The 15,723-nt window shown below is 43.1% G+C and carries 13 protein-coding genes; all 13 read right to left on the bottom strand.

The genetic code is table 11. The features are described from left to right. Positions 1 to 17: 17 nt before the first annotated feature. Entirely contained in the window at positions 18 to 296 is a 279-nt protein-coding gene (gene rpsS, locus LD028_RS13695; RefSeq protein ID WP_004888674.1) for a 30S ribosomal protein S19, read from the bottom strand. 57 nt (positions 297 to 353) lie between these two features. Continuing rightward, entirely contained in the window at positions 354 to 1,184 is an 831-nt protein-coding gene (rplB, locus tag LD028_RS13700; protein ID WP_003397662.1) for a 50S ribosomal protein L2, read from the bottom strand. Between the two features lie 27 nt (positions 1,185 to 1,211). Further along, the gene (gene rplW, locus LD028_RS13705) at positions 1,212 to 1,499 is read right to left on the bottom strand and encodes a 50S ribosomal protein L23 (RefSeq protein ID WP_003397660.1); all 288 of its coding nucleotides are present in this window, start codon (positions 1,497 to 1,499) and stop codon (positions 1,212 to 1,214) included. Then, positions 1,499 to 2,122 (bottom strand): 50S ribosomal protein L4, encoded by a 624-nt coding sequence (gene rplD / locus LD028_RS13710; RefSeq protein ID WP_006322654.1) that lies wholly within the window; start codon positions 2,120 to 2,122, stop codon positions 1,499 to 1,501. The genes rplW and rplD overlap by 1 nt, the downstream gene beginning before the upstream one ends. 27 nt (positions 2,123 to 2,149) lie before the next feature. Continuing rightward, a complete protein-coding gene (rplC, locus tag LD028_RS13715; protein ID WP_004888665.1) occupies positions 2,150 to 2,776 on the bottom strand; it encodes a 50S ribosomal protein L3 in 627 nt (208 codons plus the stop codon). A gap of 23 nt (positions 2,777 to 2,799) precedes the next feature. Beyond that, positions 2,800 to 3,108, bottom strand: a complete 309-nt coding sequence (gene rpsJ, locus LD028_RS13720) for a 30S ribosomal protein S10 (RefSeq protein ID WP_021095335.1) — start codon at positions 3,106 to 3,108, stop codon at positions 2,800 to 2,802. A 274-nt stretch (positions 3,109 to 3,382) separates the two neighbouring features. After that, complete coding sequence (gene tuf / locus LD028_RS13725; RefSeq protein ID WP_004888661.1) at positions 3,383 to 4,570, bottom strand: elongation factor Tu; 1,188 nt, start codon at positions 4,568 to 4,570, stop codon at positions 3,383 to 3,385. Positions 4,571 to 4,691: 121 nt separating this feature from the next. Then, complete coding sequence (fusA, locus tag LD028_RS13730) at positions 4,692 to 6,770, bottom strand: elongation factor G (RefSeq protein ID WP_128999498.1); 2,079 nt, start codon at positions 6,768 to 6,770, stop codon at positions 4,692 to 4,694. Between the two features lie 134 nt (positions 6,771 to 6,904). Next, positions 6,905 to 7,375 carry a 30S ribosomal protein S7 gene (gene rpsG, locus LD028_RS13735; RefSeq protein ID WP_004888658.1) on the bottom strand — a complete coding sequence of 157 codons (471 nt, stop codon included), beginning with the start codon at positions 7,373 to 7,375 and terminating at the stop codon, positions 6,905 to 6,907. A gap of 44 nt (positions 7,376 to 7,419) precedes the next feature. Then, positions 7,420 to 7,842, bottom strand: coding sequence for a 30S ribosomal protein S12 (rpsL, locus tag LD028_RS13740; RefSeq protein WP_003397652.1), 423 nt, complete (start codon positions 7,840 to 7,842; stop codon positions 7,420 to 7,422). Between the two features lie 101 nt (positions 7,843 to 7,943). Beyond that, a complete protein-coding gene (locus tag LD028_RS13745; RefSeq protein WP_237812083.1) occupies positions 7,944 to 8,192 on the bottom strand; it encodes a 50S ribosomal protein L7ae-like protein in 249 nt (82 codons plus the stop codon). A gap of 122 nt (positions 8,193 to 8,314) precedes the next feature. Continuing rightward, entirely contained in the window at positions 8,315 to 11,914 is a 3,600-nt protein-coding gene (rpoC, locus tag LD028_RS13750; protein WP_237812084.1) for a DNA-directed RNA polymerase subunit beta', read from the bottom strand. A 49-nt stretch (positions 11,915 to 11,963) separates the two neighbouring features. Beyond that, positions 11,964 to 15,524 carry a DNA-directed RNA polymerase subunit beta gene (gene rpoB, locus LD028_RS13755; protein WP_237812085.1) on the bottom strand — a complete coding sequence of 1,187 codons (3,561 nt, stop codon included), beginning with the start codon at positions 15,522 to 15,524 and terminating at the stop codon, positions 11,964 to 11,966. Positions 15,525 to 15,723 lie beyond the last annotated feature (199 nt).

The raw sequence follows: 15,723 nt of genomic DNA on the forward strand, positions 1-15,723 counted from the left end.
TGAAGCCTCCTCTCATATTAACGTTTTGTTTTCTTGTCATCAGCAGCGTGACCTTTGTACGTGCGCGTTGGCGCGAACTCACCGAGCTTATGACCGACCATGTCCTCTGTGATGTAAACTGGAACGTGTTTACGACCATCGTAAACAGCGATTGTGTGACCGATGAATTGTGGGAAAATTGTTGAACGACGAGACCACGTTTTGATCACTTGTTTTTGTCCAGTTTCATTCAATTTCTCAATTTTTTTCATTAAATGATCATCACAAAAAGGACCTTTTTTCAAGCTGCGACCCATAAGTGAACCTCCTTTCGTGATTGCTCTACGGTTCTTTTGAACCGTAGCTCAACCCCGTTATTTTTTACGACGACGTACGATAAATTTATCAGATTTATTTTTCTTCTTACGCGTTTTGAATCCAAGTGTTGGTTTGCCCCATGGAGTCATTGGAGACTTACGTCCGATTGGTGCTTTACCTTCACCACCACCGTGTGGGTGATCGACTGGGTTCATAACAGAACCGCGAACTGTTGGACGAATGCCTAACCAACGAGCGCGTCCGGCTTTACCGATGTTCACAAGCTCATGTTGTTCGTTACCAACTTGACCGACTGTTGCGCGGCAAGTTGCTAAAATCATGCGAACTTCACCTGAAGATAAACGAACAAGTACGTACTTACCTTCTTTACCAAGCACTTGTGCAGATGTACCTGCAGCGCGCACTAATTGTCCGCCTTTACCAGGTTTCAATTCGATGTTGTGAATAACTGTACCAACTGGAATGTTTGCTAAAGGTAATGCGTTACCTACTTTAATGTCCGCATCTGGACCTGACATGATTTCCATGCCAACTTCTAAGTTTTTCGGTGCGATGATGTAACGTTTTTCACCATCGGCATAATGAATTAATGCGATATTCGCAGAACGGTTTGGATCGTATTCGATTGTAGCAACGCGTCCTGGAATGCCATCTTTATCGCGTTTAAAGTCAATAATACGATATTGACGTTTATGACCGCCACCTTGGTGACGAACTGTTAATTTACCTTGGTTGTTACGACCGCCTTTTTTCTTTAAAGGGGCAAGCAACGATTTTTCCGGCTTATCTGTTGTAAGCTCAGAGAAGTCTAAAACCGTCATACCACGACGACCGTTAGACGTTGGCTTATATTTTTTAATCGCCATGTCCATTTCCCTCCTTCACTTTTAAACTTATACTTCAAATAGTTCGATCTCTTTGCTGTCTGGCGTTAATGTAACAATCGCTTTGCGACGGCGGTTTGTTAATCCGCTGTAGCGACCAACACGTTTGAACTTTCCTTTGTAGTTCATAATGTTGACCTTCGCTACTTTCACGCCGAAAATCGCTTCGATCGCATCTTTTACTTCTGTTTTGTTCGCTTTCACATCAACTTCGAACGTATATTTTTTTTCAGTCATTAACTCTGTTGAACGTTCAGTAATGACGGGGCGCTTAATAATATCGCGAGGATCTTTCATTATGCAAGCACCTCCTCTACTTTTTCCACAGCAGCTTTCGTAATGACAAGCTTGTCGTGGTTGAGTACATCAAGAACGTTAATTCCGCTTGCTGTCACAACTGTAACTCCTGGAATGTTGCGAGCTGAAAGAATGACGTTCTCGTTTGCATCTGCTGTTACAATTAACGCTTTGCGATCAACAGAAAGGTTGTTTAAAATCTTAACCATTTCTTTTGTTTTTGGTGCTTCAAGCGTTAAATTGTCTAATACAACAATGCTGTTTTCAAGCACTTTTGAAGATAATGCCGATTTAATCGCTAAGCGACGAACTTTTTTTGGAAGTTTGTAGCTGTAGCTGCGTGGAACCGGACCGAATACAACACCACCGCCGCGCCATTGTGGAGAACGAATCGATCCTTGGCGAGCGCGTCCAGTACCTTTTTGGCGCCATGGCTTACGACCACCGCCACTTACTTCTGCACGATTTTTTGTTTTATGAGTTCCTTGACGTAAGGAAGCACGTTGCATAATTACCGCTTCAAATAACACATGTTTGTTCGGTTCAATACCAAATACGGCATCGTTTAATTCGATTTCACCGATGTTTTCTCCGTTTTGGTTGTACAATGCTACTTTTGGCATTGGGTATTTCCTCCTTTCTTAAAGAAATTATTTCGCTTTAACCGCGCTTTTAATGATAACAAGTCCTTTGTTCGGACCTGGCACGTTTCCTTTAATTAAGATTAAGTTGCGTTCTGGATCTACTTTAACAACTTTTAAGTTTTGTACTGTCACACGCTCGCCACCCATGCGGCCTGGAAGCTCTTTTGATTTAAATACACGGTTTGGAGCGATCGGACCCATTGAACCAGGACGACGATGGTAACGAGAACCGTGAGCCATTGGTCCGCGAGATTGTCCATGGCGTTTAATTACACCTTGGAAACCTTTACCCTTTGACGTACCTGTTACGTCAACGATTTCACCTTCGTTGAAAATGTCCACTTTTACTTCTTGACCTACTTCATACTCTGCAAGATTCACACCACGAATTTCACGAATGAAGCGCTTAGGTGTGGTGTTTGCCTTCGCAGCATGACCTTTTTGAGGCTTGTTCGCCAACTTCTCACGTAAATCTTCAAAACCTAATTGAATCGCTTCATAACCGTCGTTTTCAATCGTTTTCTTTTGAAGAACTACGTTTGGAGTCGCTTGAATAACTGTTACAGGAATAAGATCTCCGTTTTCAGCGAACACTTGAGTCATGCCGATTTTTCTTCCTAAGATTCCTTTCATCTTTCACACCTCCTATATCGCAATTACAACTTGATTTCAATATCGACACCAGACGGTAAGTCTAAACGCATTAAAGAATCTACTGTTTGTGGAGTCGGATTGACGATATCAATTAAGCGTTTATGTGTGCGCATTTCGAACTGCTCACGAGAGTCTTTGTATTTATGAACCGCACGTAAGATCGTGTACACCGTTTTTTCAGTTGGTAACGGAATCGGTCCAGATACAGTCGCGCCTGAACGCTTTGCAGTTTCCACAATTTTCTCAGCAGATTGATCAAGAATTCGATGATCATACGCTTTTAAACGAATACGAATTTTTTCTTTTGCCATTATTTTCCCTCCTTCTTCGCCTATTTTTAAAATAGACATTCTCCATGGAAATTTCCTTCACACTCGCCATGGCAAAGCGGCCGGGTGTGTCAGCAACCTTCCACTTCATCGCAGTCAAAGACCAACGTTTATTATTATATATAATTTTCATGCCTAATGCAAGTTTTTTATTTCTTTTCTAAACAAACTGCCTTTCCTATTATACATATTTCATTACGCAATTTCAATGGAACAAAAATAAGTGGTCTAGCAGCAAGCTAGACCACTTTATCGATTACTCGATGATTTCAGATACAGAACCTGCACCTACTGTACGTCCACCTTCGCGGATCGAGAATTTTGTACCTTCTTCGATCGCGATTGGTGCGATTAATTCTACTGTCATTTCGATGTTGTCACCAGGCATTACCATCTCAACACCTTCTGGAAGTTGGATGATACCTGTTACGTCCGTTGTACGGAAGTAGAATTGTGGACGGTAGTTAGAGAAGAATGGAGTATGACGTCCACCTTCTTCTTTTGTTAATACGTAAACTTGTGCTTTAAATTTTGTGTGTGGAGTGATTGTTCCTGGTTTCGCTAATACTTGACCGCGTTGTACTTCGTCACGAGAAACACCGCGAAGAAGCGCACCGATGTTGTCACCAGCTTCAGCTTGGTCAAGAAGCTTACGGAACATTTCAACACCTGTAACAGTTGTTGCTTTTGGCTCTTCAGAAAGACCGATGATCTCTACTTGGTCACCAACTTTTAAGATACCGCGCTCAACACGACCAGTAGCAACTGTACCACGACCAGTGATTGAGAATACGTCCTCAACTGGCATCATGAACGGTTTATCGATTTCGCGTTGTGGAGTTGGGATGTACTCATCAACAGCGTTCATAAGCTCAATGATTTTTTCTTCCCAAGCTGGATCTCCTTCAAGCGCTTTTAACGCAGAACCTTTAATTACAGGAACTTCGTCTCCAGGGAAGTCGTATTCAGATAATAGATCGCGAACTTCCATTTCAACAAGCTCTAAAAGTTCTTCGTCGTCTACCATGTCGCATTTGTTTAAGAATACAACGATGTAAGGTACACCTACTTGGCGAGAAAGAAGAATGTGCTCACGAGTTTGTGGCATTGGACCGTCAGCAGCAGATACAACAAGGATCGCGCCGTCCATTTGCGCAGCACCTGTGATCATGTTTTTCACGTAGTCAGCGTGACCTGGGCAGTCAACGTGTGCATAGTGACGGTTGTCAGTTTCGTACTCAACGTGTGCAGTTGAGATTGTAATTCCGCGCTCACGCTCTTCTGGAGCAGCGTCGATTTGATCATACGCGCGTGCTTGTGCTTTACCTTGTTTCGCAAGAACTGTTGTGATTGCAGCTGTTAAAGTTGTTTTACCATGGTCAACGTGGCCGATTGTACCAATGTTGACGTGTGGTTTCGTACGTTCGAATTTCTCTTTAGCCATTATAATATCCTCCTTAGTGTTTTTATTTGAAGTATAGAATGCTCGGAAGTGAAAGTGCACAGGCACGTCCACTTCCAAGTCTTACATAAGTATTTATACTTGAACAATGCTAGAAAATCAATTATTCACCTTTATTTTTTTTGATGATTTCCTCAGCAATGCTCTTCGGAACTTCTTCATAATGGTCAAATACCATTGTGAACGTTCCGCGACCTTGTGTATTTGAACGCAATGAAGTTGCGTATCCAAACATTTCAGAAAGTGGAACCATCGCGCGAACAACTTGTGCGTTACCGCGAGCTTCCATACCTTCGACGCGACCGCGACGAGAAGTGATGTCACCCATGATGTCACCTAAATATTCTTCAGGGACGATGACTTCTACTTTCATGATTGGCTCAAGCAATACAGGGTCACATTTTGCCGCTGCGTTTTTCAATGCCATAGAAGCAGCGATTTTGAACGCCATTTCGCTTGAGTCAACATCGTGGTAAGAACCGTCAAATAATTTCGCTTTAATGTCAACAACTGGGTATCCAGCAAGAACACCGTTTTGCATTGCATCTTCAAGACCTGCTTGAATTGCAGGGATGTATTCTCTCGGAACAACCCCACCGACAATCGCGTTTTCGAATTCAAAGCCTTTTCCTTCTTCGTTTGGCGAGAACTCGATCCAAACGTGACCGTATTGACCGCGACCACCAGACTGACGCACAAATTTACCTTCAACTTGTGCAGATTTACGGAATGTTTCGCGGTACGCAACTTGAGGAGCACCAACGTTTGCTTCTACCTTAAACTCGCGACGCATACGGTCAACGATGATGTCAAGATGAAGCTCACCCATACCCGCGATGATCGTTTGACCTGTTTCTTGGTCTGTCCATGCACGGAATGTTGGGTCCTCTTCTTGAAGTTTTTGCAATGCTGTGCTCATCTTATCTTGGTCAGCTTTTGACTTCGGTTCGATCGCGATTTGAATAACTGGCTCTGGGAATTGCATAGACTCCAAGATGACTGGGTCTTTTTCATCACACAACGTATCACCAGTTGTTGTATCTTTTAAACCTACAGCTGCCGCAATGTCACCTGCGTAAACTTGTGCAATTTCTTCGCGGTGGTTTGCGTGCATTTGTAGAATACGACCGATACGTTCACGCTTACGTTTTGTTGAGTTCAACACGTAAGAACCAGAGTTTAATGTACCTGAGTATACGCGGAAGAACGTCAACTTACCAACGTAAGGGTCTGTCATAATTTTGAACGCTAACGCTGCAAACGGAGCATCGTCACGCGCTTCACGAACTGTTTCTTCTTCTGTATCAGGAACAGTTCCTTTAATCGCAGGAATGTCGACTGGTGATGGTAAGTAGTCAACAACTCCGTCAAGCATTAATTGAACACCTTTGTTTTTGAATGCAGAACCACAAAATACTGGGAAGAATTGCACAGAAACTGTCGCTTTACGAATTGCAGCTTTTAACTCTTCTTTCGTAATTTCTTCCCCTTCTAAATATTTCATCATTAATTCTTCATCAAGCTCTGCAACCGCTTCAATTAATTTCCCGCGGTATTCTTCTGCCATATCACGATAGTCTTCAGGAATCTCGATGCGCTCGATATTTTTTCCTAATTCATCGTGATAGTGATATGCGCACATTTCAACAAGGTCGATGATACCTGTAAATTGATCTTCTGCACCAATTGGTAATTGAACAGGGTGCGCATTCGCTTGTAAACGCTCATGAAGTGTGTTTACAGAGTACAAGAAGTCAGCGCCGATCTTGTCCATTTTGTTAACGAAAACGATACGTGGAACACCGTATGTAGTCGCTTGGCGCCATACTGTTTCTGTTTGCGGTTCTACACCTGATTGTGCGTCTAATACCGCTACCGCACCGTCTAATACACGCAATGAACGCTCAACTTCTACTGTGAAGTCGACGTGTCCAGGTGTATCGATGATGTTAATGCGATGGCCTTTCCATTGAGCTGTTGTCGCTGCGGACGTAATTGTAATTCCGCGCTCTTGTTCTTGCTCCATCCAGTCCATCGTTGCTGCGCCCTCATGAACTTCACCGATTTTATGAACGCGTCCTGTGTAGAAAAGGATACGCTCTGTTGTTGTTGTTTTACCGGCGTCGATATGGGCCATGATTCCGATATTGCGAGTGTTTTCCAAGGAGAACTGTCTTGCCATATGGATTTTTTCTCCTTCCTTAAATGAAGTATCGTAATTTTATTTGCATATAGGAATATAGGCGAATGAGCGATGGGCATGCTTTTTTAGTTTCAACCGCATCGCTCTCACCTATTCTTAATTTAACGAAAAAATTACCAACGATAGTGCGCAAACGCTTTGTTTGCTTCTGCCATTTTATGTGTATCTTCGCGCTTCTTCACAGCTGCACCTGTATTGTTTGCAGCATCCATGATTTCGTTCGCTAAACGCTCTTCCATCGTTTTTTCTCCACGAAGACGAGCGTAGTTCACGAGCCAACGAAGACCTAATGTTGTACGGCGCTCTGGACGCACCTCAACAGGAACTTGATAGTTTGCACCACCAACACGGCGTGCGCGAACTTCAAGAACTGGCATAACGTTTTTCAACGCTTGCTCAAACACTTCCATTGGATCTTTACCTGTGCGCTCACGAATGATATCGAACGCTGTGTAAAGAATTTTTTGTGCTTTACCTTTTTTACCGTCAATCATAATTTTATTGATTAAACGTGTAACTAGCTTTGAATTGTAAATTGGATCTGGTAACACATCTCGTTTAGGAACCGGACCTTTACGTGGCATATTTTTTCCTCCTTTCAGTAAAAATCAACAAAAGATGTCGAATATTATTTCTTAGCCGCTTTTGGTTTTTTCGCACCGTATTTAGAACGACCTTGCATACGGTTCGCTACACCTGCTGTATCTAAAGCACCGCGGACGATGTGGTAACGTACCCCTGGTAAGTCTTTTACACGTCCACCGCGAATTAATACAACGCTGTGTTCTTGTAAGTTGTGACCGATACCTGGGATGTATGCAGTTACCTCGATACCGTTAGATAAACGTACACGGGCATATTTACGAAGCGCAGAGTTTGGCTTCTTTGGTGTCATTGTACCTACACGTGTACATACTCCACGTTTTTGCGGAGAGTAAACAGTTGTTTGAACTTTTTTGAAGCTGTTATACCCTTTATTTAACGCAGGTGATTTAGATTTCACTACCTTTTTTGTACGACCTTTACGTACAAGCTGGTTAATTGTAGGCATGGTAAATTTCCTCCCTTCACAATCAAATTCAAGCCCACACATCCAGGTGGCTCATTTTTATGCAAAAACAAAGTTTTTGTAGTAACCCACAAAAACAGTTTTTAACGAATAATCGCAACAGCCGCAGCTCCTACGTCGATTTTACACGCTTTCCCGAGCATTTTCATCGAGTCCACTTTACAAACAGGCACATTTGCTTCCCTCGCTGCTTCAAGCACTTTATCGATAATTGCTGCATCCGCATCTTCAGCAATCACGATCTCATGTACCTTTCCATCTTTCAGAGCTCGTACTGTTTGTTTCGTTCCTACAATAATCTGTTTCGCCTGTGCGACTTTTTCATAAGACATGTAACATATCCTCCAAAGTGACAGGTTTTCGGAACACCTTTATTATGCTATCACTTTCTGAGTGCTGTGTCAACTATTTTTTGACCTATTGCTAGCAAACGATGCTAGCAATAGGTTCATCATTATTTCGTTGTAACAGCGTCTTCATCTTTTGCTGTTTTAATTATCGGCTTTACTTTGCGGTAACGAGCCATACCTGTTCCCGCTGGAACAAGTTTACCGATAATGACGTTTTCTTTTAATCCAAGTAATTCGTCGCGTTTCCCTTTAATTGCTGCATCCGTTAAGACACGTGTCGTCTCTTGGAATGAAGCTGCAGACAAGAACGAATCTGTTTCAAGCGATGCTTTCGTAATTCCGAGTAATACTGGGCGAGCTGTCGCCGGACGTTTACCTTCCATCAACACTTTTGCATTCGCATCTGTAAATTGATGAATATCAAGCAATGTACCAGGCAACAAGTCTGTATCGCCTGCATCAATGACGCGCACTTTACGAAGCATTTGGCGAACCATAACTTCGATATGTTTATCGCTAATTTCTACCCCTTGCATGCGGTATACTTTTTGTACTTCACGCAACAAGTATTCTTGTACAGCATTCATATCTTTGACTCTCAACAACTCTTTCGGGTCGATTGAGCCTTCTGTTAGTTCTTGACCGCGCTCAACTTTCTGTCCTTCTTGCACTTTCAAGCGCGCGCTGTAAGGAGCTGTATACGTACGTGTCTCGACTTCGCCTTGAATAACAATTTCACGTTGACGGTCACGCGTTTCGTTAATCGCCACAACAACACCATCAATTTCTGAAATGACGGCTTGACCTTTTGGATTACGCGCTTCAAACAACTCTTGTACACGCGGTAAACCTTGGGTAATATCGTCTCCTGCTACCCCGCCTGTGTGGAACGTACGCATTGTAAGCTGTGTACCCGGCTCACCGATCGATTGGGCTGCGATAATACCGACCGCTTCACCAACTTCAACTTCCGCACCTGTTGCCAAGTTGCGTCCGTAACATTTTTTACATACACCATGACGCGTGTTACATGTAAATGCCGAACGAATCCATACTTCTTCAATACCCGCTTTGACAATCGCGTTCGCAATGTCTTCCGTGATCATTTCGTTTTCACGCACAAGCACTTCACCTGTTTCCGGATGTTTCACCGTCTTACGTGCATAACGTCCAATGAGACGATCTTCGAGTTTCACAATCACTTCTGTACCGTCTTTTAACGCACGAATTAACGTACCACGATCTGTGCCGCAGTCATCTTCACGAATGATAACGTCTTGTGCCACATCAACGAGACGACGTGTTAAATAACCAGAGTCCGCTGTTTTTAACGCGGTATCCGCAAGACCTTTACGTGCACCATGTGTTGAAATGAAGTACTCAAGTACCGTTAAACCTTCGCGGAATGAAGATTTAATCGGAAGCTCGATAATACGTCCAGCTGGGTTCGCCATTAATCCACGCATACCAGCAAGTTGCGTAAAGTTCGATGCGTTACCACGGGCTCCAGAGTCACTCATCATGAAAATTGGATTTCGTTTATCAAGCGATTCCATTAAGCGACCTTGAATTTTGTCTTTCGCCGCACTCCAAATCGAAATAACACGCTCATAACGTTCTTCATCAGTAATTAAACCGCGTCTAAATTGTTTTAATACCGTATCAACTTTTGCTTGTGCTTCTTCTAAAATTTCTTGTTTTTCAGGCAAGACAACAATGTCGGCGACACCAATTGTAATACCGGCTTTTGTTGAGTACTTAAAGCCAAGATCTTTCATGCGGTCAAGCATTTTAGATGTTTCTGTAATTTTGAAACGTTTAAATACTTCCGCGATGATGTTACCGAGAATTTTTTTCTTAAATGGTGGAACGAGTGCACGCTTACGAATTTCTTCTTTCACGTTCACACCTTTATCTAAGAAATACTTATCCGGCGTTCGTTCTTCAATGTTCTCTTGCGTCGGCTCATTAATATATGGGAATGACTTCGGCAAAATCTCATTGAAGATTAACTTTCCAACTGTCGTGATCAGCAACTTATTATTTTGCTCTTCTGTAAACGTTTCGTTTTTCAACGAACCAGCATGAACGGCGATGCGTGTATGCAAATGAACATAGCCATTATGGTAAGCTAACAGCGCTTCGTCCGTATCTTTAAAGACCATTCCTTCTCCAACTGCACCTTCTCGTTCCATCGTTAAGTAGTAGTTTCCTAAAACCATGTCTTGTGAAGGCGTAACGACCGGCTTTCCGTCTTTCGGGTTCAAAATGTTTTGTGCCGCAAGCATAAGTAGACGTGCTTCCGCCTGTGCTTCTGCTGAAAGTGGTACGTGCACAGCCATTTGGTCACCGTCGAAGTCGGCGTTGTATGCCGTACATACAAGTGGATGTAATCGGATCGCACGCCCTTCTACAAGCGTCGGTTCGAAAGCTTGAATACCGAGACGGTGAAGGGTCGGTGCGCGGTTTAATAACACCGGATGCTCTTTGATGACAGATTCTAAAACATCCCAAACTTCTGGGTGGACGCGCTCAATTTTTCGCTTCGCACTTTTAATGTTATGTGCTAAGCCACGTTCTACTAATTCTTTCATAACGAACGGTTTGAACAACTCAAGCGCCATTTCTTTCGGTAATCCGCATTGATACATTTTCAAGTTCGGACCGACAACGATAACGGAACGACCAGAGTAGTCAACGCGCTTACCGAGCAAGTTTTGACGAAAACGACCTTGCTTTCCTTTTAACATATGGGAAAGCGACTTCAACGGACGGTTTCCTGGGCCTGTAACCGGACGACCACGACGACCGTTATCAATTAACGCATCAACCGCCTCTTGAAGCATCCGTTTTTCATTCTGCACAATAATGTTCGGCGCACCAAGGTCTAATAGACGTTTTAAACGGTTGTTTCGATTAATAACTCGACGATATAAATCGTTTAAGTCTGATGTCGCAAAACGACCGCCGTCTAACTGTACCATCGGGCGCAATTCAGGCGGAATAACCGGTAATACATCTAAAATCATCCAGGAAGGATCGTTACCAGAGTTACGGAACGCTTCAAGCACTTCAAGACGTTTGATCGTACGAGCACGACGTTGTCCTTGTGCTGTCTTCAATTCCTCTTTTAACGTTTCTACCTCTTTTTCAAGATCGATGTCTTGTAACAATTTTTTAATCGCTTCCGCACCCATTGAAGCTTGAAACGAATTTCCGTACTTCTCGCGATACGCGCGATATTCTTTTTCAGAAAGCAATTGCTTCTTTTCTAACGGCGTATCGCCTGGATCCGTCACAACGTAAGATGCAAAGTAAATGACTTCCTCTAGCGCGCGAGGGGACATGTCTAAGACAAGTCCCATGCGGCTAGGAATTCCTTTAAAGTACCAAATATGTGAAACAGGGGCTGCTAGTTCAATATGACCCATGCGCTCACGGCGAACTTTTGCACGTGTGACTTCGACACCGCATCGGTCACAAACGACACCTTTATAACGAACGCGCTTATATTTTCCACAATGACATTCCCAGTCTTTCGTCGGACCGAAAATACGTTCGCAAAACAGTCCATCTTTTTCTGGTTTTAATGTTCGATAGTTAATCGTTTCTGGTTTTTTAACTTCACCATACGACCAAGAACGAATTTTCTCGGGTGAAGCGAGTCCGATCTTCATATATTCAAACTTATTCACATCTAACAAGGGGCCTACCTCCCTTTTAATATCCAGGTTTTACCCTTATGTCAACACGCTATTCTTTTACAACAACGCCTTCATCTTCTTTGGCTGACTCATCTGTAGGTGGGATGATGTCAACTGATTGAACGTCATCATCTTCCCCGAAGTTTTCCATACTAATTTCTTTTTCATCACTTGATAAAACTGTGACGTCCATACCTAAGCTTTGTAGCTCTTTAATTAACACTTTGAACGATTCAGGAACGCCTGGTTCCGGAACGTTTTCACCTTTCACAATCGCCTCGTATGTTTTCACGCGACCAACGACATCATCTGATTTGACAGTTAAAATTTCCTGCAACGTATAAGCTGCACCGTATGCTTCAAGCGCCCATACTTCCATCTCACCGAAACGCTGACCACCAAACTGCGCCTTTCCACCAAGTGGTTGTTGCGTAACAAGTGAGTACGGACCTGTCGAACGAGCATGCAATTTATCGTCAACCATGTGCGCAAGCTTAATCATGTACATAATACCGACAGAAACACGGTTGTCAAACGGTTCTCCAGTCCGTCCGTCGTATAGAACGGTTTTCGCATCGCGTGCCATTCCTGCTTCTTCTAACGTCGCCCATACATCTTCTTCACGAGCGCCGTCAAATACAGGCGAAGCGACATGAAGACCTAACTTTCTCGCTGCCATACCGAGATGCAACTCAAGCACTTGCCCGATGTTCATACGCGAAGGTACGCCTAATGGGTTTAACATGATGTCAACTGGTGTGCCATCTGGTAAAAACGGCATATCTTCTTCAGGTAAAATACGAGAAATAACCCCTTTATTTCCATGGCGTCCTGCCATTTTGTCACCTTCGGAAATTTTCCGTTTTTGTACAATGTACACACGGACAAGTTGGTTTACACCTGGCGGCAACTCATCGCCGTCTTCGCGAGTAAACACTTTGACATCAAGAACGATTCCGCCCCCACCATGTGGTACGCGTAAAGATGTATCTCGAACTTCACGTGCTTTCTCGCCAAAGATAGCATGCAATAGGCGCTCTTCTGCAGTTAACTCCGTAACACCTTTTGGAGTAACTTTACCGACAAGCAAGTCTCCATCTTTTACTTCTGCACCGATGCGGACAATACCGCGTTCATCTAAGTTACGAAGCGCATCTTCACCGACGTTTGGAATATCGCGCGTAATTTCTTCCGGACCGAGCTTTGTATCGCGCGCTTCAGATTCGTATTCCTCGATATGAATTGATGTATACACATCGTCTTTCACGAGACGCTCGCTCATAATAATCGCGTCCTCGTAGTTGTATCCATCCCATGTCATGAACGCAACAAGCACGTTGCGACCAAGTGCTAACTCGCCTTTTTCCATCGATGGACCATCAGCTAAAATTTCACCTTTCTCTACAATGTCACCCGCTTTAACAATCGGGCGTTGATTGTAGCACGTTCCTTGGTTTGAACGAACAAACTTCAACAGACGATATTTATCTAAGTCACCTTTGACTTCTTTTCCATCGACTTCGATTAAACGGCGTACCCAAATTTCTTTCGCTTCGACTCGCTCAACAATTCCGCGATGCTTACAAATGACTGCAGCACCAGAGTCTTTCGCTGCCACATACTCCATTCCTGTACCAACGATTGGAGCTTCCGGTTGCATAAGTGGAACAGCTTGACGTTGCATGTTCGCACCCATAAGCGCACGGTTTGAGTCATCGTTTTCTAAGAATGGGATACACGCTGTAGCTACGGATACGACTTGCTTTGGCGAAACGTCTACATAATCGACACGATCACGCTTAACGACAATGTTTTCACCACGGAAACGAGCAACAACGTTTTCTTCTAAAAATGTTCCATCTTCCGCAATCGGAACGTTTGCTTGAGCCACAACGTAATTGTCTTCTTCATCCGCTGTTAAATAGTCAATTTGATTCGTTACTTTTCCTGTCTCAGGATCAACACGTCGATAAGGTGTTTCAATAAAGCCAAATTTATTCACTTTTGCATATGTCGAAAGCGAGTTAATTAATCCGATGTTCGGACCTTCTGGCGTTTCGATTGGACACATGCGGCCATAATGTGAATAGTGAACGTCACGCACTTCAAAACCGGCACGCTCACGCGTTAAACCGCCCGGACCAAGCGCAGAAAGACGACGTTTATGTGTCAATTCGGCCAATGGGTTCGTTTGATCCATGAATTGCGACAATTGTGAGCTTCCAAAAAACTCTTTAATGGCCGCAATGACTGGGCGAATATTAATGAGTTGCTGTGGTGTAATTGTGTTTGTATCTTGAATGGACATCCGTTCACGAACGACGCGCTCCATACGCGAAAGTCCGATTCGGAATTGATTTTGCAGCAACTCGCCAACAGAGCGAAGTCGGCGATTTCCTAAATGGTCGATATCGTCTGTATCACCGACGCCATGCAATAAGTTAAAGAAGTAGCTAATAGATGCAATAATATCTGCAGGTGTAATATGTTTTACTGTTTCTGGAATATATCCATTACTAATGACTGTGATGACTTTTTCGCCATCTGGATCGTTTGGAGCATAAATTTTGATTGCTTGCAAAGCGAACTCATCTTCGACAACGCCCCCAAGCGGTTGGTATTTACGCATACCGATCCCTTTTTCAAGCTCAGGTAAAATGCGGTCGAGCGTTCTCCGATCGAGAACCGTTCCTTTTTCAGCAATCACTTCACCCGTTTCCGGATGAACGAGCGTTTCTGCTAAACGTTGACCGAATAAACGGTTTTTAATATGGAGCTTTTTGTTAATTTTATAGCGACCAACGCTTGCTAAATCGTATCGTTTTGGATCAAAGAAACGAGAGATAAGCAAGCTTTTCGCATTTTCAACGGTAGGCGGCTCCCCTGGACGTAACCGTTCATAAATTTCAAGCAACGCTTTTTCTGTACTTTCTGTGTTGTCTTTTTCTAACGTATTACGAATGTACTCGTTATCACCAAGTAAATCGACAATCTCTTGGTCTGAACCAAAACCTAACGCTCGCAATAACACGGTCACAGGCAACTTACGTGTACGATCAATGCGAACGTACACAACGTCTTTTGCGTCTGTTTCATATTCAAGCCATGCACCACGGTTTGGAATAACGGTAGCTGTAAAGCCTCGCTTTCCGTTTTTATCTACTTTTCCGCTGTAATATACGCTCGGTGAACGAACAAGCTGGGAAACGATAACACGTTCAGCACCATTAATAATGAACGTGCCTGTTTCTGTCATTAACGGGAAATCTCCCATAAATACATCTTGTTCTTTTACTTCACCTGTTTCTTTATTGATTAGGCGTACTTTCACCCGAAGCGGTGCTGCGTATGTAACGTCGCGTTCTTTCGACTCTTCAACAGAGTACTTCGGTTCTCCTAAGCTGTAATCAATAAACTCTAGTGACAAATTCCCTGTAAAATCTTCGATCGGTGAAATATCTTGAAACATTTCACGCAATCCTTCGTCGAGAAACCACTGGTAAGAAGAAGTTTGAATTTCGATTAAGTTTGGTAGTTCTAACACTTCACTAATGCGCGCATAACTTCTTCGTTGGCGGTGTCGTCCGTATTGAACTAGTTGACCTGTCAACTGATTCACCCCTCAAATCAAACATTAATAACTTGTCATCAGACAAAAAAGAAATGGTTTCTTATAAGAAAACCACATGTTTGACCTATTATATATTTTATAAGTTTTTCCTTTAAAACTAAAATTATACATACATACACAGCATACGTAAACTAAAAAAAATACACATTTAGCATTTTATAATGGTACCATACTGAAA

This window comes from Anoxybacillus sp. LAT27 (assembly GCF_022030075.1).
GTDB lineage: Bacteria > Bacillota > Bacilli > Bacillales > Anoxybacillaceae > Anoxybacillus > Anoxybacillus kestanbolensis.